We start from the raw sequence: 19,951 nt of genomic DNA, 5'->3' as shown, positions 1-19,951 counted from the left end.
CAGAACCTCGGACATCCTAACGCCGTCCGCTCCCGCGCTCAGGCATCGCCCTCCTCGCGGATGGTGAGCACCGTCCCGTCCCACCCGGGCAGCAGCCGCCGGGCCAGCTCCGGCAGGGCCTGCGGGTAGACGGTCAGACCCGCCCCGACGGCGGCGTCGAGCTCATCGAGGGGCCACCAGCGCAGCGAGTCGAGGACGTCGCGCTCCAGCGGGGTCCACCCGCTGCGGTCCATCTGGCCGTCCCGGCCGCGTGCGGCATCGGCGCGCGCGGCCGCCTCGGCGTCGAGCCTGACGAGGTAGAACAGCTCCTCCTGACGGCAGGTGACCAGGTTGAAGGCGAAGTGCGCGCTCCGCTCGACCACAGGCCCCTCCAGGGCGGCGGCGCCCAGGCGGATGCCGGTCTCCTCGGCCAGCTCGCGCAGCGCCCCCTGCACCGGGCTCTCGCCCGGCCTGAGGCCGCCTCCGGGCGTGAAGGCCCAGGAGCGCCCGGCGTCGGCGAAGTCGTGCCCGACCGCGAGCAGCACCGCCGGGGCGGGGTCCTCCCGCAGGGCGATGACGCGGGCGGCGCGGCGGGCCGGCAGGCCCTCGTCGTTGAGGGCCCACTCGTCGGGGTCGATGAGCTCGCGCCAGTTCTCCGGGACGCGGCGCTGGTCCCGGCCGTCGGCGGCCGGGACCGGCGCAGGGCCCTCTGCCGGGATCGGGGTCATGGTCGGGGCGGCGCTCAGGCCTGACCGGTGAAGATGCGCCGTGATGACGACATCGTCTCCAGCAGGGACGCCTCCTGGGCTGCGAAGTCGGCCTCGGCGTGCCCGTCGAGCGCCTGCTGGCGCAGCTGCGCCAGGGCGGCGGAGGCCTTCAGGAAGCCCCTCATGGCGTCGAGCGCCCGCGGCCCCTGGCTCCTGGCCCACCGTCTGGCCGCCGCGCGCCCCGAGCCGGTGGTGAGCATGGTGATCTCGGCGGGGCTGTACCACCCGGCCCGGTGGTAGTCGTACAGGCGGGCGCGCATGGTCATGCGCTCGCTCCACCGCAGCCAGACGACCACGCCGACCCAGGCCATGAACAGGGGCACCTCGACGAGGAAGTAGAGGATGAAGGCCTGGCTGACGATCCCGTTCCAGAAGGCGTGCAGCACGATCGCGCACGCCAGGCCGATCGGCGTCATCCAGATCCAGGCCAGTGAGGAGCGCATGCGCGCGCTCGCACCGATGGCGAGCCCCGTGCAGGCGGTGAAGGTCACGTGCACGAACGGCGACAGGATGCCGCGCATCAGGAAGGTGGCGGCAATCTGGTCCCAGTACCTCACGAAGTACGAGATGTTCTCGGCGAAGGCGAAGCCCGCTGCAACGACGCACGCGTAGACGACGCCGTCCACGGGCCCGTTGAAGGTGCGTCGCCAGATCAGGAAGATGATGAGCACGCCCAGGGCCTTGGTGGACTCCTCGACAATGGGCGCCGAGACGACCGCGGAGAAGAGCTCCGTCCCCGAATGGCTGCCGGTGGAGGATGCCACCAGGAGGGACGCCGACGTGTTGACCACCAGCGAGACCACCGCGGCCACGCCCGATCCCCACAGGAAGGCGGCGACCAGGACGCCCGGCGGCTCGGGCTCCCACCTGTCGATCCACCAGACCGTTCCCAGGACGATGAGCAGCGGAACGAGCGCCAGCGCCACGGCGACCCACGTCCTCTGGGTCGCGAGCTGCGACGACTTCATGGCCGAGAGGTAGACGACACCGAGCATGGCGAGCAGGCCCACGCCTCCGAGCGCGCTGAGCACGATGGTGGCGATGCGGCCGCGGCGGCGCGCCGAGGCGACCTGCGGGGTCCACTCGACCGACAGCGGCCTGCTCCCCGCGCTCAGCGCCACCTCCGGGTAGGCCGAGCGTCGGTAGCCGGCGCGCGGGGACCAGCCGTTGGCGGGGGACGTGGGCATGCTCATGCTGAGTCTCCGTCCGTGGGATCGTCTGCTGCGGCGGTGACGGGACCCGCCACGGGAGCGGCGTCGTCGTCGATGTCGAAGGTCTGGGGCATGGGCGCGCGACCGGCCAGGTGCAGGCGGCGCACGAGGAGGCCGGAGCGCAGGCGCCGCGCCTCGGCCACGTGGGTGTTGTGGAACCGCCGGGCCAGGACGAGCCGGTAGCAGGCCTTGTCCAGGCGCGTCAGCGCGTCGGCGGCCAGGGGGCGGGCGCCCAGGGCCGCACGCGCCTGCACGTTGAGCACCACCCGGATGACCCGCGAGAGGTCGGACTCGACCAGGGCCCGGCTCCGCCGGCCGGACGCCGCCCGGTCATCGGGGTCCAGGCCGTCCTCGACGATCGGGCCCTCGCAGTCCAGGGCGTCGTGCGCCGCGCGGGACAGCAGGGCGGCGGAGGCCGGGTCGAGGGCGCCGGTGGCCGCGAGGTCGATGACCGCCTGGCCGCGGTGGACGAGCTGGGCCTCCAGGGTGGCCCGCGAGCCCAGCACCTGCCGGTGGAGCCGGTCCACCCGCAGCGCCCTGGCGTACAGGCCCCATCCCAGGGCCAGCAGGACGAGCGCTGAGGCGAGCACGGTCAGCAGGACATCGGCCACGGCTCAGTCCTCCAGGGCGTCGCGCAGGCGCCCCACCATGGTGCGCGAGCCCGGTGCGACGGTCACTCGGGTGTGGGCGGTGGACAGCGCCATGTCGTAGACGTCGAGCACGGAGTCGGTGACGGCCGACCAGTCGTAGCGGCCCACGACGGCGGCGGCGGCCTCGCGCCTGGCGTCCGCGGCGCGCGTGTCGGTGAGCGTGTCCACGATGGCGCGGGCCAGGTCCGCTCCGTCCCCGTTGCGGAACAGCGCCCCGTAGGCGCCCGCGCCCAGGACGTCGGAGAAGGCCGCCAGGTCCGAGGCGACGACCCGGGTGCCGGCGGCCATGGCCTCCACCAGTACGATTCCGAAGGACTCGCGACCGGTCTGGGGGGCCACATAGCATGAGGACGAGGCGAGCAGGCTCGCCTTGTCCTCATCCGAGACTCCGCCGAGGAAGGTCACGGCATCGCCGTATCGGGCCAGGGCGGCGCGCTGGGGCCCGGCCTCGCCGCGGCCGGCGATGAGGAAGCGGGCCCCGGGGACGCGCTCCAGGACGGCGGGAATGGCCGCGGCCAGTACCTGCAGCCCTTTGCGGGGCTCGTCCAGGCGTCCCAGGAAGGAGATCGTCGGAGCCTGGGGACTGCCGGCGAAGCGCGGGTCCCTCTTGGCGGCGGTGAAAGGAGCGACGTACACGCCGTTGGGGATCACCACGGCGTCACCGCCGTGGTACTGGATGAGGGTGCGACGCGCCTCCTCCGACACGGCGATGCGCGCAGTGATCCTCTCCATGAGCGGGACCGCGGCCGGGGAGAGCAGCTTGCGAGCCAGGGATCGCGGCATGGCGGCGTGGAAGGTCCCCACCACGGGACAGGAGGCCGCCTGGAGGGCGATCGTACCGACGCTGGGCATGCTCGGCTCATGGATGTGGAGCAGGTCGAAGTCGTAGGCGTCCAGCCAGCGGCGCGCCCGCCGGGCCACGGCCGCACCGAAGTTGAGGCGGGCGACCGAGCCGTTGTACGGGATGGCGATCGAGTCGCCCGCCGAGGTGACCCACTCGGGCAGGTCGGAGTCGGCTGCGGCCGGCGCCAGGACCCGCACATCGTGGCGCCGCCCGCGCAGCTCGGCGGCCAGGTCCATGACATGGGCCTGCACCCCTCCGGGCGCGTCCAGGGAGTACGGGCACACAAGACCGATCCTCATGCGCGCCCCTCCTGCTTCGCGTGGCTGCGCGCGAGCCGCTCGTGGTCGAGATCGGCGTCGAAGACCGGCTGGAGCATGTGCCAGTCGACGGCGTGCTCGGCGAGCAGCGGACCCATGGCGGCCGCCCAGGCGCGCGTGTGCGCCACGACCAGCTCAGGGCCGCCCGGGCCCGGGGGGCGGGGCACCTCCCGCAGGGTCAGCACCAGGCCCCACCGCGACCCCGCGGCCCGACGGCGCTCGCCCGCCAGGGCCTCGTAGTGCATGCCGGCGACGTACAGGGGCAGGTCCAGGCGCTGCGCCAGGGCGGCGGGCCCGGCGGCGAAGCGCGCGGTGTGGCCGCACAGGTCCACCTCCAGGCCGGAGGCCGACAGGTCCCGGTCGGCCAGCAGCGGGATGACGTAGGGCCCCCCGTCCTGCGCGGCGGCGACGAGCCGGTCGAAGACCCTCTCACCGCGGCCCTGGCCAAGGATCCTCATGCCGAGCCGCTCGCGGAAGGCGACGAACTGGTCGAACAGGTCGGCCGGCTCGAGTCGCTCGGCCACAGTCAGAACGGTCGCCAGCCGCCGGCACGCCCAGGCGCCCACCAGGTCCCAGTTGCCCATGTGGCCCACGGCCAGCACGATCGAGCCCCGCCGCAGGTCGGCGTGCACCCGCGGGGGCATGTCGGCGCGCACGCGCGCCAGGATCTGCTCCTCGCTCATGCCGGCCAGGGCGAAGGCCTCGTAGAAGTAGCGCATGTAGGAGCGCATCGCCCGCCGGGAGGCCCGCCGCACCTGCCGCGGACTCGTGGGCGCGGGCAGGACGCGCGCCAGGTTCCTCTCCAGCTGCCCGACGCCGGCGGCCCCGGCGCCCAGGCGGTGCAGCCCCCACGCGGCGTCGGCCCCGGCGCGGAACAGCCCGTAGCCCACCGGCGCCGGCAGTGCGGGCACGTGCCGCCAGGCGAAACGGTACAGGTCGTTGACCGCCATGCTCACGCGCCCTCCTCCGGTCCTCCGCCACCGGCCGCAGGGGCCGCTCGGCCCACCGCCTGACGGCGGACCGCGACAATGCGCTGGATGACGGTGATGAAGGAGGCCAGCGCCACGTAGCCGAGCGCCGCGGACAGCACCCACTGGGGCGCCCCGAGACCGACCGCGAAGGCCGCCACGAGGGCCACCACCAGGCGGTCGGTGCGCTCGGCGATCCCCACCGAGGCGGCGGCTCCGATGGACTCGGCGCGGGCCCGGGCGTAGGGCACGGCCGCGGCCAGCACGATGCAGGCCAGGGCGAGACCGACCGTGACCGTGCGCAGCGCGGCGCTGTCGGTCCTCATGGTCAGGGCCGCCCAGGCGGCCAGGGAGGCGAAGACGGCACCGTCGGCGAGCCGGTCGAGCGTGGAGTCGAGGAAGGCGCCGAAGACCGAGCTGCGCCCTGTGGCCCGGGCGAGGATGCCGTCGAGGGAGTCCCCCGCCAGGGCGAGTCCCAGCAGGGGCGGGCCGGCGAGGAAGCGGCCCTGCGGAAGGGTCGCCACGGCCACGCCCACCGTCAGGACCGTGCCGGCCACGGTGAGCATGTCAGGAGTGATCCCCGCCCGGGCCATGGCGAGCGCGGGGCGGGTGAGCAGTGCCTTGGTCAGGCCTCGGCCGTGCTGTCCGAGCATGGAGTCCTTACGGGGTCGTCTGGGTCATCGGGGTTGTACGGAGTCGTCGGGGCCGGCTAGGTGGGCAGGAGCGCCGTCCCAGGCGGCGGCGAGCTGGTCGCGCTGGACGCCCAGGAGCTGGGGGACGGGCTTCGTCTTGCCGATGATGGGCATGAAGTTGGCGTCGCCGGTCCAGCGCGGAACGATGTGCTGGTGGAGGTGGGCGGCGATACCGGCCCCGGCGACCTCGCCCTGGTTCATGCCCAGGTTGAAGCCGTGGGGGTGGGACACGGAGCGGACGACCTCCATGGCGCGGGCGGTCAGCCTGCCGATCTCGATGCGCTCGTCCTCCGATGCCTCGGTCCAGTCCGAGATGTGCCGGTAGGGGCACACCAGGAGGTGGCCGGTGTTGTACGGGTAGAGGTTCATCAGCACGTAGGCGCTCTCGCCCCGGTGGACGATCAGCGCCTGCCGGTCCTCCCGCCCGGGCGCCGCGCAGAAGGGGCACTGGCCGGGCGAGGAGTCCTCGGGCCTGTCCTGCCCGCCGATGTAGACCATGCGGTGGGGCGTCCACAACCGCCCGAAGGGGTCGGGGGCGTCGGCGTGCTGGAAGGGCGTCTCGATGCGCACGCCGTCCACGACGGCGCCCTCCAGGCCCGCCAGGGCGTCGGCCTCGGTCTCGGGGTGCTCAGCCACGGGTGAGCCTCTCCCCCGCCGGGTCGTTGACGCGGGCCCCGATGACGCCGGCGATGTGCGCCACGGCCTGGTCGACCGGCACCCCGTTGCACTGCTCGCCGTCGCGGAAGCGGAAGGAGACGGCGCCGGCCTCCACGTCGTCGCCCCCGGCGATGAGGATGAAGGGCACCTTCTCCTTGGCGGCGTTGCGGATCTTCTTGCTGAAGCGATCGTCCGACAGGTCGGTCTCCGCCCGCACGCCCGCGGCGCGCAGGCGTGCGGCGATGTCCTTGACGTAGTCGTCGAAGACCTCGGCCACGGGCACGAGCCGCGCCTGGACGGGTGCCAGCCAGGCGGGGAAGGCCCCGGCGTAGTGCTCGGTGAGCACGCCGATAAAGCGCTCCACGCTGCCCAGCTTGGCGGAGTGGATCATGACGGGGCGCCGGTGGGTCCCGTCGGCCGCCGTGTACTCCAGGTCGAAGCGCTCGGGCTGGTTGAAGTCGTACTGGATGGTGGACATCTGCCAGGTGCGGCCGATGGCGTCCTTGACCTGGACGGAGACCTTGGGGCCGTAGAAGGCGGCGCCGCCGGGGTCGGGGACGACCTCCAGGCCGGAGGCGTCGCAGGCCTCCCGGAGGGCGGCGGTGGCGGCGGCCCAGTCCGCCTCGGAGCCGATGAACTTGTCCTTCCTGGCGCCGTCGTCGCGGGTGGACAGCTCCAGGTAGAAGTCGGTCAGCCCGAAGTCGGACAGGATGGACAGGAAGAAGTCGATCTGGGCGCGGATCTCCTCACCGGCCTGCTCGGGGGTGCAGTAGGTGTGGGAGTCGTCCTGGGTGAAGCCGCGCATGCGGGTCAGCCCGTGGACGACGCCGGACTTCTCGTACCGGTAGTCACGGCCCATCTCGAAGAAGCGCAGCGGCAGCTCGCGGTAGGAGCGGCCCCGGGAGCGGAAGATGAGGTTGTGCATGGGGCAGTTCATGGCCTTGAGGTAGTACTCCTGCCCGGCCCTGGTGATGGCGCCCGCCGCGTCGCGCTCCTCGTCGGCGAGCATGGGCGGGAACATGGTGTCGGCGTAGTAGGGCAGGTGGCCCGAGGTGTGGAAGAGGCCGCCCTTGGAGATCTCGGGGGTGTGGACGAAGTCGAAGCCGGCCTCCTCGTGCCGTCGGATCACATGGCTCTCGATCTGGTGACGGAGCATGCCGCCCCTGGGGTGGAAGACCACCAGGCCGGGGCCGATCTCCTCGGGGAAGGAGAAGAGGTCGAGCTCGGCCCCCAGCCTGCGGTGGTCGCGGCGCTCGGCCTCCCTGAGGCGCTCCTGGTAGGCCCGCAGGTCCTCCTTGGAGGCCCAGGCGGTGCCGTAGATGCGCTGGAGGGAGTCCCCGTGCTGGTCGCCCCTCCAGTAGGCGGAGGATGACTTGGTCAGGGCGAAGCCCTGGCCGATGAGCCGGGTGGAGGGCAGGTGGGGGCCGCGGCACAGGTCCTTCCAGGCCACGGTCCCGTCGCGGCGCACGTTGTCGTACACGGTGAGGCCGCCCCTGCCCACCTCCACCGAGGCGCCTTCGGCGCCGGCGCCCTTGGTGGTGATGAGCTCGAGCTTGTAGGGCTGGTCGGCGAGCTCGGCGCGCCCCTCGGCCTCGGTGATGTCCCGGCGTCGGAAGGTCTGGCCCTCCTTGACGATGCGCTTCATGCGCTTCTCGATGTCGCGCAGGAGCTCGGGGGTGACGGCGTCGATGCCACCGAAGTCGTAGTAGAAGCCGTCGGTGATGAAGGGGCCGATGCCGAGGTCGACGTCGGGGAAGATCTCCTGGACGGCCTGGGCCATGACGTGGGTGACGGAGTGGCGCAGGATGTTCAGGCCGTCCTCGGAGCCGAGGGTGATGGGCTCCACGCTCGCGCCCGCGGGAACGGTCCTGTCCAGGTCCCACGGCTCGCCATCGACCCGCATGGCGACGACCGCGCGATCCTGTCCGAAGAGCGCGGTCCCGGTGGTGCCCGCCTCGACGCTGCGCACGGCGCCGTCGAGGGTGATGTCGATGGTGGGCTGGGCTGGCACGAGTCTGCTCCTGGTGAGTTGTGGACCGGGCGCTGCACTGGTGCACCCGCTGACGGCCGGGAGTCTACTCGTCGGCCAGCGCCTGCTCAGACGCCCAGGCGGTCGCGCACCAGGTGGCGCACGCGGCGGGCGCGGACCAGGGCGGCGTAGACAGCCCTGTGAATCGGGATGTCCCAGGCGCCGTCGACCTCGGTGGCGTGGTGGGCGAAGCGCTTCTTGTAACGGCCCACCCCGTAGAGCTCGGGCACACGGGCGGAGTCGGCCCCCATGAGGTCGAAGGAGTCCTTGCCCTCGGCGGCCAGGGTGCGGGCCACGAACCAGTCGAGGGCCTCGGCGCCGCGGAACCCCCGCGACTCGTCCGAGGAGGCCCCGTAGTAGGCGACGGCGGCCTTGCCGGAGACGGTGACGAGGTCCCAGCAGTGGGGCGCGCCGTCGCGGCGCAGGACGAAGAGCCTGGCGTGCTCCGGGCCCAGGGTGCGCAGCATGTCCCAGTAGACCTCGGCGGGGTGGGGGCGGAAGCCGTCGCGCTCGGCCGTGGTGACCATCACCTGGTAGACCTCGTCGAAGGCCCGGCGGTCGAGCCCTGTCTCCTCGGCCATGACGCAGCCCGCCTCGGTCGCGACCCGGTCGGCCCGCTTGACGCCGCGGCGGCCGTCCTTGGGCATGGCGGCCGCGATGGCATCGGGGGTGCGCGGCCGCAGGTCGATGACGAAGGTCCGGTCGTAGGTGATGGTCGAGAGCAGCTCGCGGGTGTCCGCCGCCCGGTAGCGAGCGTGCATGCGCACGAACACCACGCGGGAGTCCTTCAGCCTGATCTCCCGCACGAGCAGCTCGCGCAGGTGCGCCTCGCGCTCGGGGCTCTGCTCCTTGAGCCAGATGGGCCCGTGCTTGGCCCACAGGAAGCGCTGCCCCCCGATCTCGTAGCGGTACAGGGCGAGGACGGCGACGGGCCTGCCGTCGTCCTCGTAGACGTAGCGCCCGAACAGGGGGTGCCCCTGGCTGGCCTCGTAGTCCTCCCAGGGCTCGAGCTGCTCGATGGGCGCCGGGGTGCAGCCGATGGCCACGCGCATGTCCTTGGGGGAGATGGGGCGGAGGGTCTCGGGGCGCCGGGTGGTGCGGGGGGCGTGAGTCATGGGATCTCCAGATCGGTGGGCGGGTCCGCTCGGCGCAGCCGCAGGCGCAGGGGCCGCGGGTGGTAGCGGTGGAACTTGCGGTCGTGGTTGAGCTTCTGGGCGGTGATGAGCAGACGACGGCGCACGGAGCGCTCCGCGGGGTCGAGCAGCGGGTCGACCGCGCGCGCCGCGAGCCGCAGGACGCGCCGTCGCAGAAGGGGGTCGTCGACCTGGTGGAGCACGAGGTGGCGCGGCAGGAGGCTGTAGAGCACCTCGTCGGCGGCCTCCCGGCGCGGCCCCGGGCTGCCGTCGACCAGGTCGCGGATCATGACGACCATGGGGTTGACGCCCGCGGCGCTCATGTAGAAGGAGTTCCGCCCAATGCGGGGGTTGAGCTCGAAGTAGACCGGGGCTCCGCCCCGCGGGTCGATCTTGACGTCGAAGTTCGCGAATCCCCGGTACCCGACGGACGTCAGCAGCTTCTCGGCGCCCTCCCACAGGTCGGGGAAGGGCTCGGTGATCATGGCGACGGGGTTGCCGATGAGGGTGGGCGTGTGGTCCTCCAGAAGCACGCGCGCCGAGCCGATCATGGTCATCCGTCCGTCGGAGGCCATGTACGCGGTCACCGAGCGCATGGCGTCGTCCCCGCCCGGGATCCGCTCCTGGATGAGGAAGGTGGACCGGTAGCCGGCGCCCCGCAGGTCGGACCACAGCGAGGCGAGGTCCGCGGGGGTGTCGAGGAAGTAGATCTTGCGCTGGCCGGGGAACTCGACGGCGTCCCAGTCCGCGCCGACGGCGGCCTTGCCGACCAGGGGGAAGGGGATATCGATCTCGGGGTCGGCGTCCGCGAGCGCGGAGCAGTCCACGACGACCTGCCGCGGGGTGCGCAGCCCCTGCTCGGCGCAGGCCGCGGCGAAGGCGACCTTGTCGCTCAGGGCGCTCATCGCCTCGGCGCTCGGGAAGGGCACGACGTACTCCGGCTCCAGCTCTGCGCGGTGGGCGATGAGGAGCTGGGCGGTCGCGTCGCGGTTGGCGATGACCACGGCGCTGCGCGGCGCCCGGCCCTCGACGAGCTCGCGCAGGCGGGCGACCATGGCTGTCTCGTCGCGCGAGTCCTGGTGGACGACGTCGATATAGCTCGACAGGGCGATCGCCTCGATGGGGCTGGGCGACAGCAGGGTCACCCGCTGCCCGGTGGCGTCGTGGAGCTGGCGGGCCAGCGCGTAGCCCCCGATGTCACCGCCGATCACCACGGGAAGCAGGTCTGGGCGCGAGGGCCTGCGCGCTGAGAGGGCCACATGTTCTCCTAGGTCCGGCCGAGCCCGCGTGCGGGCCCCGGCAGCATGGTCGAGATGATCGGTGGTGAACGGGTGCTGGGAAGGGCCGACGGACGGAGCGGCCGCGGGAGGGGCGGCCGCGATGAAGGCCCGGAACACGATGTTCCGGGCCGGGTGGCTGAGTGGGCGATACTGGGATCGAACCAGTGACCTCTTCCGTGTCAGGGAAGCGCGCTACCGCTGCGCCAATCGCCCGAGCGGATGACGGGACTCGAACCCGCGACCCTCACCTTGGCAAGGTGATGCTCTACCAACTGAGCCACATCCGCGCGCCGCCGGCGAGGAGCCGGTAACCGGTGCGGGAGGAAAAGTAGCAGAGCACGGGCGCCAGACCAAATCGGCCCCGGTGCGCGACCTCGAACCGTGATGCTGCGGCGTCGGAGCCGCGCACGTGGCAAAGTGTCCCTATGCCGTCTGACATGCCCACCACGCCCGACCGCCCAGGGCCCGTAGCCACCGACACCGCCGCCGCCCCGACACCCGACCAGGCCGCCACCACGCCCGCTGACACCGCCCCCGAGCCCGCCGTCGTCACTGCCAGCGCCGCCAGCGCCGCCAGCGCCGCCAGCGCCGCCAGCGCCGCCGATAATGCGCCCGTCATCGCCCCGGCCTCGGCGACCGGCGTCGGCGCCCTCACGCCGATAACCGCCCCCACGCCCGACCAGCCGCAGACGGCGGCCCCCGTCAGCACTCCGACCACAGCGCCCGTCCCGACTCTCACGACCTGGCCGGGGCAGCCCTACCCGCTGGGCGCGACCTATGACGGCTCGGGCACCAACTTCGCGGTCTTCTCATCCGTGGCCGAGCGGGTCGAGCTGTGCCTGTTCGACGAGTCCGGCGCCGAGACCCGGGTCGACCTGACGGAGGTGGATGCGGACGTGTGGCACGCCTACCTGCCCACGGTCCGCCCCGGCCAGTACTACGGCTACCGCGTGCACGGGCCCTACGACCCCGCCCGCGGCCTGCGCTGCGACGCCTCCAAGCTGCTGCTGGACCCGTACGCCAAGGCGATCTCCGGGCACGTCAGGGCCTCGCAGTCCCTGTACTCCTACGACTTCAACGACGCCTCGGTGCGCAACGAGGAGGACTCCGCCGGCGCCACCATGCGGTCGGTCGTCATCTCCCCGTACTTCGACTGGGGCCACGACCGCCCGCCGGCGCACGAGTACCACAACACGATCATCTACGAGGCCCATGTCAAGGGCATGACCAAGCTCAACCCGCTCGTGCCCGAGGAGCTGCGCGGCACCTATGCGGGCCTGGCCCAGCCGGCCGTCATCGACCATCTCAAGAAGCTCGGCATCACCGCCATCGAGCTCATGCCGGTCCACCAGTACGTCAACGACACCTACCTGCAGGACAAGGGCCTGTCGAACTACTGGGGGTACAACACGATCGGCTTCTTCGCCCCGCACAACGGCTACGCCGCCTACAGCGCCGGCGGCCAGCAGGTCCAGGAGTTCAAGTCGATGGTCAAGGCCTTCCACGAGGCCGACATCGAGGTCATCCTCGACGTCGTCTACAACCACACCGCCGAGGGCAACCACATGGGCCCCACCCTGTCCTTCCGCGGTCTGGACAATGTCGCCTACTACCGGCTCGTGGACGGCGACCAGGCCCACTACTTCGACACCACGGGCACCGGCAACTCCCTGCTCATGCGCTCCCCCGCGGTCCTCCAGCTCATTATGGACTCCCTGCGCTACTGGGTCACCGAGATGCACGTGGACGGCTTCCGCTTCGACCTGGCCTCGACCCTGGCGCGCCAGTTCCACGAGGTCGACAAGCTCAGCGCCTTCTTCGACATCATCCACCAGGACCCGATCCTGTCGCAGACCAAGCTCATCGCCGAGCCCTGGGACGTGGGCGAGGGCGGCTACAACGTCGGCGGCTTCCCTCCCCTGTGGAGCGAGTGGAACGGCACCTACCGCGACACGGTGCGCGACTTCTGGCGCGGGGAGCCCTCCACCCTGGGCGAGTTCGCCTCCCGCATCACCGGGTCCTCCGACCTGTACCAGCACTCCGGGCGCACGCCCGTGGCCAGCATCAACTTCGTCACCGCCCACGACGGGTTCACCATGGCCGACCTGGTGTCCTACAACGAGAAGCACAATGAGGCCAACCTGGAGGACAACCGGGACGGCGCCAACGACAACCGCTCGTGGAACTGCGGGGTCGAGGGCCCCACCGACGATCCCGCGGTGATCTCCCTGCGCAAGCGCCAGACGCGCAACTTCCTGGCCACCATCCTGTTCAGCCAGGGCGTTCCCATGATCTGCCACGGAGACGAGATGGGGCGCACCCAGGACGGCAACAACAACGCCTACTGCCAGGACAACGAAATCTCCTGGATCGACTGGGACCTGGACGAGGAGGACCGCGACCTGCTGAGCTTCACGCGGACCATGGTGTGGCTGCGCCGCAACCACCCCGTGCTGCGCCGACGCCGCTTCTTCTCCGGCGCCGCCTCCCACGGCGGCGAGTCCGACCTGGGCGAGATCGAGTGGCTGCGGCCCTCAGGCGAGCGCATGACCGATCAGGACTGGGGCGCCTGGTACGCCCGCGCCATGATGGTCTTCCTCAACGGCGACGCCATCGCCGAGCCCGACGAGCAGGGACGCCGCGTTGCCGACGACTCCTTCCTCGTGCTGATCAACGCCAGCGAGAAGGACATCACCTTCACCCTGCCGGGCCTGGGTCACTCCGAGGGCTGGGTCGTGGCCCTCGACACCGCCCCGGCCGTGGACAGCGAGCCCCACGATTCGCTCAACGCCGGCGAGCAGGTCGTCGTCGAGGCCCGTTCTATGCTGTTCCTGATATCGGCCCCGGAGACGACCTGACCGACACCCGCGAGGGGGAAGGACACGATGACCGAGCCAGCTCAGGAGGCGGCCCACGAACCGGCTCAGCAGGAGACCACGACAGCAACCGAGGCGGCGCCCGTCCCCGAGGGGTACGCGCCCTGGTCGGGGCACGTGCCCGCCGACGGGCGCCGCACCCCGGTGACGACCTACCGGCTCCAGATGGGCAGCGCACTCACCTTCGACGACGCCCGCCGCCTGGTGCCCTACCTGCGCGACCTGGGCGTCACCGACGTCTACCTCTCCCCCGTGCTCGCCGCGGCTCCGGGATCGACGCACGGCTACGACGTCGTCGACCACACCCGCATCAGCGAGGTCATGGGCGGGCGCGCCGGGCTGGAGCGCCTGGCCGACGACGTCCACGCGGCGGGGATGGGCCTGGTCCTGGACATCGTGCCCAACCACATGGCCGTGCCCACCCCCGCGTGGCACAACCTGCCCCTGTGGTCCGTGCTGCGCAACGGTCCGGGCTCCCCCTTCGCCTCGTGGTTCGACGTGCCCGTCGATGCGCCCATCCTCATGCCGGTGCTCGGCGCGCGCATCGGCAAGGTGCTCGCCGACGAGCAGCTCGTGCTGGAGCGCATGGTCGTGCCCACCGAGCCCGAGCGCGGCGAGCAGTGGGTGCTGCGCTACTTCGACCACGTCTTCCCCGTCGCCGAGGGCACCCAGTCCCTGCCCATGCACGTGCTGGTCGGGCGCCAGCACTACCGGCTGGCCTACTGGAAGGTCGGCGACGCGGAGACGAACTACCGGCGCTTCTTCGATGTCGGCACCCTCGCCGCGATCCGGGTGGAGGACCCGGAGGTCTTCGCCGGCTCCCACGAGCTCGTCCTCGACCTGCTGCGCCGGGGGACGGTGGACTCCCTGCGGGTCGACCACCCCGACGGCCTGGCGGACCCCACCGGCTACCTCAACCACCTGTGGGAGGCCACCGGCGGGGCCTGGATCGCCGCCGAGAAGATCCTCGCCCCCGACGAGCCCCTGCCGGTGGGCTGGCACGTGGCCGGCACGACGGGGTACGACGCCTCCTGGCGCATCGACCAGCTGCAGGTCGACCCCGGCGGGGCGGCGCGGCTGGGCGCCCTCATGCACGAGATGACCGGGCGGGGGCCCATCGAGTACGAGCAGGTCGTCGAGCAGGCCAAGCGGGAGGTCATCAACGGCTCGCTGGCCGCGGAGGTCAATCGCCTGGCGCGGCTGCTGGACAAGCTGACCGTCCAGGACGTGCGCCTGCGCGACCACACGCTGCACGACCTGCGCGCCTGCGTCGTCGAGCTGCTCGTCGCCGCGCGGCGCTACCGCGCCTACGTCCGGCCCGGGCAGGCCGCCGACCCCGACCAGGAGGCGGTGCTGCACGCCGACGCCGAGCGCGCCCGCTCCCGCCTGGAGGCCGACCAGGGCGAGACCCTCGACATGGTGGTCGCGCTCCTGCTCGGCGAGCCGGTCGGCTCGGAGGGCCTGACGGCCTCTCCGCTGCGCGCCGAGGCCGTGATCCGCTTCCAGCAGGTCTGCGGGGCGGTGACCGCCAAGGGTGTGGAGGACACGGCCTTCTACCGGTGGACCCACCTGACCAGCCTGACCGAGGTGGGCGGCAACCCGAGCGGCTTCGCCCTGGGAGCGGATGAGGCGCACGCCTGGGCGGACCGGGTCCAGGACGTGTGGCCGTGCACCATGGTGACCACCACCACTCACGACACCAAGCGCGGGGAGGACGTGCGCGCGCGTCTCGACGTGCTGGCCTCCTACGCCGAGGAGTGGACGGACCTGGTCCACCGGCTGCGGGCCGCCACCGAGGACGTGCGCCCCACCGACCTGGACGGGCGCACCGAGAACCTCCTGTGGCAGACCCTGTGGGGCACGTGGGCGCCGGACTCCGGCGATCCCATGACCGCCGAGCGTCTCGCCGCCTACCTCATCAAGGCCTCGCGCGAGCAGAAGAGCTGGACCACCTGGTCCGCCCCCGACGCCGACCGCGAGCAGGGCCTGACCGACTACGCCGCCTACCTGCTCTCCGACCCGGGCACGGCCGAGGAGCTCAACGCCTTCGCCGCGCTGACCGCCCGGGACGTGTCCGCGATCATCCTGGCGAACAAGGCCATGGCGCTGACCTGGCTGGGCGTGGCGGATGTCTACCAGGGCAGCGAGCTGACGCGCACGAGCCTGGTCGACCCCGACAACCGCAGGCCGGTGGACTACGACGGCCAGGGGGGCCTGCGCGAGCTGCTGGCCCAGGTCTCCGCCGGCTCGCCGCACACGCTCGACCAGGACAAGCTGCGGCTGACCCAGCGTCTGGCCCGGTTGCGCGCCGAGCGGCGGGACACCTTCGTCGGGCCACGCTCGGGCTACCGCGCGGTGCCGGTGACGACCTCCCACGCCTTCGCCTATGCCCGTCTGCTCGACGAGGAGCCCGACGTCGTGGTCATCGTGCGCCGCCTGGGCCGCCGGCTGCGGCGGCTGGGGGGCTGGCGCGAGGAGAGCGTCGTCCTTCCCGACGGCCCCTGGACCGAGGTCCTGACGGACCGCCCCGTCGACGGCGGGGCCCAGCGCCTGGCGGACGTGGTCGGGGACCTTCCCGTCGTCGTGCTGGCCCTGGACCGGAAGGACGACCGAGAGGACAACGAAGACGACAGAGACGACAGAGACGACGGAGACGACGGAGACGACGGAGACGACGCATGAGCACATCTTCCTGGCACTCCCCCGCCCTGCCGGCGGGCCCGCGCGTACCAGTGTGGGCCCCGCAGGCCGGCTGCGTCGGCCTCCACCTGCCCGCCACGGGCGAGGTGACGGCCATGGAGCCGTGCGAAGGCGGCTGGTGGGTGAGTCCCCGCCCCCTGCCCGCCGGCACCGACTACGCCTACCGGCTGGACGACGGCGAGGACCTGCCCGACCCGCGCAGCGCCTGGCAGCCCGACGGCGTCCACGGCCCCTCCCGCGTCTTCGACGCCTCGCACCTGACGTGGACCGACGACGGCTGGCGGGGGCGGGATCTGCTCGGCGCCGTCATCTACGAGCTCCACGTGGGCACCTTCACCCCCGAGGGCACCCTGGACGCCGCCGCGCGGCGACTCGACCACCTGACCGGCCTCGGGGTGGACATGGTCGAGCTCATGCCGGTGGCGGGCTTCCCGGGCCGGGCGGGCTGGGGCTACGACGGCGTCGACCTGTGGGCCGTCCACGAGGCCTACGGCGGGCCCGCGGCCCTGGCCCGCTTCGTCGACGCCGCGCACGCCGCCGGCATCGGCGTGTGCCTCGATGTCGTCTACAACCACCTGGGCCCCTCCGGCAACTACCTGGGGCGCTTCGGCCCGTACTTCACCGCGGTGCACGAGACGCCGTGGGGCTCGGCGGTCAACTACGACCAGCCCGGCTGCGAACAGGTGCGCGCCTTCGTCATCGACTCGGCCCTGCGCTGGCTGACGGACTTCCACGTCGATGCGCTGCGGCTGGACGCCATCCACGAGATCCGCGACGACGCCGAGCGCTCCAGCGCCGTCGAGCCCCACCCGCACCTGCTGGCCGAGATGTCCGACGCCGTCGCCTCCCTGTCCGAGCGGCTGGGTCGCCCCCTGTCGCTCGTGGCCGAGTCGGACCTCAACGACGCCGGCGTGATCACGCCCACGCACGACGACCCCCCGTTCCGCATGCCCTCCCTCGGCATGACCGCCCAGTGGACCGACGACGTCCACCACGCGCTGCACGCGCGAATCACCGGGGAGTCCCAGGGATACTACGCGGACTTCGCCGCGCCGCACGCCCTCAGCCACGTCTACGAGCACGCCTTCCTCCACGACGGGGGCTGGTCCTCCTTCCGCGGCCGCAGCTGGGGCGCGCCCGTGCCGGCCGGAACGGACCCGCGGCGCTTCGTCGTCTTCGACTCCGACCACGACCAGGTCGGCAACCGCGCCACAGGGGACCGTCCGGCCGCCTCGCTGAGCGACGACCTGCTGGCGGCGGAGGCCGCCCTCATCATCCTGTCGCCGTTCACGCCCATGCTGTTCATGGGCGAGGAGTGGGGCACCCGCCGCCCCTTCCAGTTCTTCACCGACCACACGGAGTCCGAGCTGGCGCAGGCGGTCACGCAGGGGCGCCGCGACGAGTTCGCCTCCTTCGGCTGGGGAGCGGACGAGGTGCCCGACCCCCAGGACCGCTCCACCGTGGAGGCCTCGGTGCTCGACTGGGCCGCACTGAGCAGCCCAGCCCACGCCCGCATGCTCGCCTGGTACCGCGACCTCATCGCCCTGCGGCGCAGGCTCCGCCTGGCCGAACGCGCCCGGTGGCCCCGACTGCAGGAGGCCGACGACGCCATCGTCCTCACCGTTCCTCCGCGCCCCGATCACGACGACGTCGAGCTGGTGGTCGCCGTCAGCCTGAAGCCGGCCGACGGCTCCGGGGGCACCGGCCTCGCCGCGCTCGTTCCGGACGCCGCCGAGCTCGACCTCGCCCTGTCCTGGATGGGGGCCCCGCTCGCGGGCCCGGTCCTGGGCGCGGGAGACACTCTCGCCCTGACGCGCAGCGGACGGTAAACCCTCGGTAACGAATCATCCGGGTACGCCCGGATCGTGTCCGTCATCATGGAGAATCATTCTTTCGGCGTGTTAGCGGCCATCATCCGTCTACGCCGGTAGCCTGGCGAGGTGACCGAATCTTCCCCCACGGGTTCCCCGCATGTCCCCAAGCCCGCTGTTCCCGACCGCTTCGCCGAGGCGCTGCTGTCAATGCGTCACGCATTCAGGCCCCGAGGCCTCGTCCTGGACGAGGCGCCCGCACCGCGCAAGCTGGCCCCCTACTCGGCGGCGCTGTCCGCCGAGACAGTCGAGACCTGCTCCGGAGCCCCCCTGGCCTCCGGCAAGTTCGTGGTTCTGCACGACCCCGCCGGCCAGGAGGCCTGGGACGGCGACTTCCGGCTGGTCGTCATGGCCCGCTCCCGCCTCGACGAGGAGGTCGGCACCGACCCCCTGCTCGGATCGGCGGCGTGGTCCTGGCTCACCGACGCCCTGGACGGCGCGGGTGCCGGGTACCGCGCCCTGGTCGGGACCGTCACCCGGGTGCTGTCCGAGACCTTCGGCGGCCTCGAGCTGTCCGACTCGTGCGCGCACGCCGAGATCCGCGCCTCATGGAGCCCCACCACCCCGGACCTCACGCCGCACCTGGAGGCCTGGTACGAGCTGATCCACGTCGCCGCGGGACACGAGCCCGAGATCGCCACGCCCATTGAGCTGGCGAGCGTGGTGCGGTGACGGTGGGTCCGCGGCCACCGCGCGCGGCCCCCGTCCCTGGGACGACCGACTCCCCGATCCCGCAGAGCAGCGTCGTGGCCTACACTCGTCCACGCGACGGCCTGCCTCCCGTCACCGACTCCCCCGCGGCGCTACGGTGCGCCGTCCAGGCCCTGGCCGCAGGCTCGGGCCCCGTTGCCGTGGACGCCGAACGCGCCTCGGGCTTCCGTTACGGGCAGGACGCCTATCTCATCCAGCTGCGGCGCGCGGGCAGCGGCACCATTCTCATCGACCCGCTCACGGCCGGCCCCCTGGACCGGCTGGCCCGCGCGCTCGACGGCCCGGAGTGGATCCTGCACGCGGCGGATCAGGATCTGCCGTGCCTGGCCGACCTCGGGCTGACGCCGCGCTCGCTGTTCGACACCGAGCTGGCGGCCCGGCTCCTGGGCCGGACCCACGTCGGCCTCGGCGCCGTTGCCGAGGAGACCCTGGGGCTGCGGCTGGCCAAGGACCATGCGGCCGCGGACTGGTCGATCCGCCCCCTGCCCGCCTCCTGGCTGGTCTACGCGGCACTCGACGTCGAGCTGCTCGCCGAGCTGCGCACGGCCCTGAGCGCCGAGCTCACGGCCGCGGGAAAGGCGCAGTGGGCGGCCCAGGAGTTCGAGTTCGAGCGCACCCGGCCACCGAGACCGGCGAAGGTCGATCCGTGGCGCAAGACCCCGCGCGCGGGCCGGGCGGTGCGCAGCAGGCGGTCGCTCGCCGTGCTGCGCGAGCTGTGGATCGCGCGCGAAGAGCTCGCCGCCGACCTGGATCGCACGCCGTCCAAGGTCCTGTCCCACCATGCGCTGATCGCGGCGGCGTTGACCCGGCCGACATCGCGACGCAAGCTCGCCGCGCTCAAGGAGTTCTCCTCCCGTCAGGCCCGTCAGCACCAGGAGCGGTGGTGGAAGGCCATTGACCGCGCCATGAGTCTGCCCGAGGACGAGCTGCCGCCCACTCACGCGCCCCTCGCCTCCGGCGAGCTGCCGCAGCCGCGCTCGTGGGGACGCCACCACGCCGAGGCGGCGCGAGTGCTCGAGGTCGTGCGCGCCACGGTCCGCTCGCGCGCGGACGACCTGCGGCTGCCCCAGGAGCTGCTCGTGCTTCCCGACACTCAGCGCCGCCTCGCCTGGGACCTCGGCCAGGCGCACCAGTCCGGAATGCGGGTGGACACCGCCCCGGCGGCCGTGGCCGCGCGGCTGAGCGCGCTGGAGGCGCGCCCGTGGCAGATCGAGCAGGTGTGCCCGGCTCTCAGCCAGGCGCTCACCGCCGCTCTGGCCTGAAGCC

General features: G+C 72.5%; 15 protein-coding genes and 2 tRNA genes. 5 read left to right on the top strand and 12 right to left on the bottom strand.

Annotation, left to right across the window (positions count from 1 at the left end; translation table 11 throughout):
• Nucleotides 1-38 precede the first annotated feature (38 nt).
• The 12 genes from AIF0345_RS07805 to AIF0345_RS07750 all read right to left on the bottom strand — a co-directional run bounded on the left by AIF0345_RS07805 (nt 39) and on the right by AIF0345_RS07750 (nt 10,814).
• Entirely contained in the window at nt 39-707 is a 669-nt protein-coding gene (locus AIF0345_RS07805) for an NUDIX hydrolase (protein ID WP_285297829.1), read from the bottom strand.
• Nucleotides 708-721: 14 nt separating this feature from the next.
• Nucleotides 722-1,861, bottom strand: coding sequence for a PrsW family intramembrane metalloprotease (locus AIF0345_RS07800; protein WP_285297908.1), 1,140 nt, complete (start codon nt 1,859-1,861; stop codon nt 722-724).
• 74 nt (nt 1,862-1,935) lie between these two features.
• The gene (locus tag AIF0345_RS07795; RefSeq protein WP_043561935.1) at nt 1,936-2,568 is read right to left on the bottom strand and encodes a hypothetical protein; all 633 of its coding nucleotides are present in this window, start codon (nt 2,566-2,568) and stop codon (nt 1,936-1,938) included.
• A 3-nt stretch (nt 2,569-2,571) separates the two neighbouring features.
• A complete protein-coding gene (locus tag AIF0345_RS07790; RefSeq protein WP_268916777.1) occupies nt 2,572-3,750 on the bottom strand; it encodes a glycosyltransferase family 4 protein in 1,179 nt (392 codons plus the stop codon).
• Nucleotides 3,747-4,718 carry a phosphatidylinositol mannoside acyltransferase gene (locus AIF0345_RS07785; protein ID WP_043561940.1) on the bottom strand — a complete coding sequence of 324 codons (972 nt, stop codon included), beginning with the start codon at nt 4,716-4,718 and terminating at the stop codon, nt 3,747-3,749. The genes AIF0345_RS07790 and AIF0345_RS07785 overlap by 4 nt, the downstream gene beginning before the upstream one ends.
• 2 nt (nt 4,719-4,720) lie before the next feature.
• Nucleotides 4,721-5,389 (bottom strand): phosphatidylinositol phosphate synthase, encoded by a 669-nt coding sequence (pgsA, locus tag AIF0345_RS07780; protein ID WP_268916778.1) that lies wholly within the window; start codon nt 5,387-5,389, stop codon nt 4,721-4,723.
• A 24-nt stretch (nt 5,390-5,413) separates the two neighbouring features.
• Nucleotides 5,414-6,064, bottom strand: coding sequence for an HIT family protein (locus AIF0345_RS07775; protein WP_052374820.1), 651 nt, complete (start codon nt 6,062-6,064; stop codon nt 5,414-5,416).
• On the bottom strand, nt 6,057-8,096 hold the full coding sequence (gene thrS / locus AIF0345_RS07770) for a threonine--tRNA ligase (RefSeq protein WP_285297828.1): 2,040 nt from the start codon (nt 8,094-8,096) through the stop codon (nt 6,057-6,059). The genes AIF0345_RS07775 and thrS overlap by 8 nt, the downstream gene beginning before the upstream one ends.
• Nucleotides 8,097-8,182: 86 nt before the next feature.
• The gene (locus AIF0345_RS07765; RefSeq protein ID WP_268916780.1) at nt 8,183-9,229 is read right to left on the bottom strand and encodes a lipid II:glycine glycyltransferase FemX; all 1,047 of its coding nucleotides are present in this window, start codon (nt 9,227-9,229) and stop codon (nt 8,183-8,185) included.
• Complete coding sequence (locus tag AIF0345_RS07760) at nt 9,226-10,506, bottom strand: carboxylate--amine ligase (RefSeq protein ID WP_285297827.1); 1,281 nt, start codon at nt 10,504-10,506, stop codon at nt 9,226-9,228. The genes AIF0345_RS07765 and AIF0345_RS07760 overlap by 4 nt, the downstream gene beginning before the upstream one ends.
• 162 nt (nt 10,507-10,668) lie before the next feature.
• Nucleotides 10,669-10,740 (bottom strand) — tRNA-Val (locus AIF0345_RS07755).
• A gap of 1 nt (nt 10,741) precedes the next feature.
• Nucleotides 10,742-10,814 (bottom strand) — tRNA-Gly (locus AIF0345_RS07750).
• Between the two features lie 150 nt (nt 10,815-10,964).
• Here AIF0345_RS07750 and glgX point away from each other — a divergent pair.
• The 5 genes from glgX (at nt 10,965) to AIF0345_RS07725 (ending at nt 19,947) form a co-directional block, all read left to right on the top strand.
• Entirely contained in the window at nt 10,965-13,385 is a 2,421-nt protein-coding gene (gene glgX, locus AIF0345_RS07745) for a glycogen debranching protein GlgX (RefSeq protein WP_404975992.1), read from the top strand.
• 27 nt (nt 13,386-13,412) lie between these two features.
• On the top strand, nt 13,413-16,085 hold the full coding sequence (treY, locus tag AIF0345_RS07740) for a malto-oligosyltrehalose synthase (RefSeq protein ID WP_285297825.1): 2,673 nt from the start codon (nt 13,413-13,415) through the stop codon (nt 16,083-16,085).
• Nucleotides 16,082-17,932 (top strand): malto-oligosyltrehalose trehalohydrolase, encoded by a 1,851-nt coding sequence (gene treZ / locus AIF0345_RS07735; RefSeq protein ID WP_285297824.1) that lies wholly within the window; start codon nt 16,082-16,084, stop codon nt 17,930-17,932. The genes treY and treZ overlap by 4 nt, the downstream gene beginning before the upstream one ends.
• A gap of 111 nt (nt 17,933-18,043) precedes the next feature.
• Entirely contained in the window at nt 18,044-18,646 is a 603-nt protein-coding gene (locus AIF0345_RS07730) for a DUF3000 domain-containing protein (RefSeq protein WP_043561962.1), read from the top strand.
• 74 nt (nt 18,647-18,720) lie between these two features.
• Nucleotides 18,721-19,947 carry an HRDC domain-containing protein gene (locus tag AIF0345_RS07725; protein WP_285297823.1) on the top strand — a complete coding sequence of 409 codons (1,227 nt, stop codon included), beginning with the start codon at nt 18,721-18,723 and terminating at the stop codon, nt 19,945-19,947.
• Nucleotides 19,948-19,951 lie beyond the last annotated feature (4 nt).

It is taken from the genome of Actinomyces israelii, assembly GCF_030253495.1.
GTDB classification, from domain to species: Bacteria; Actinomycetota; Actinomycetes; order Actinomycetales; family Actinomycetaceae; genus Actinomyces; species Actinomyces israelii.
This window is presented reverse-complemented; position numbering and strand designations above follow the sequence as displayed.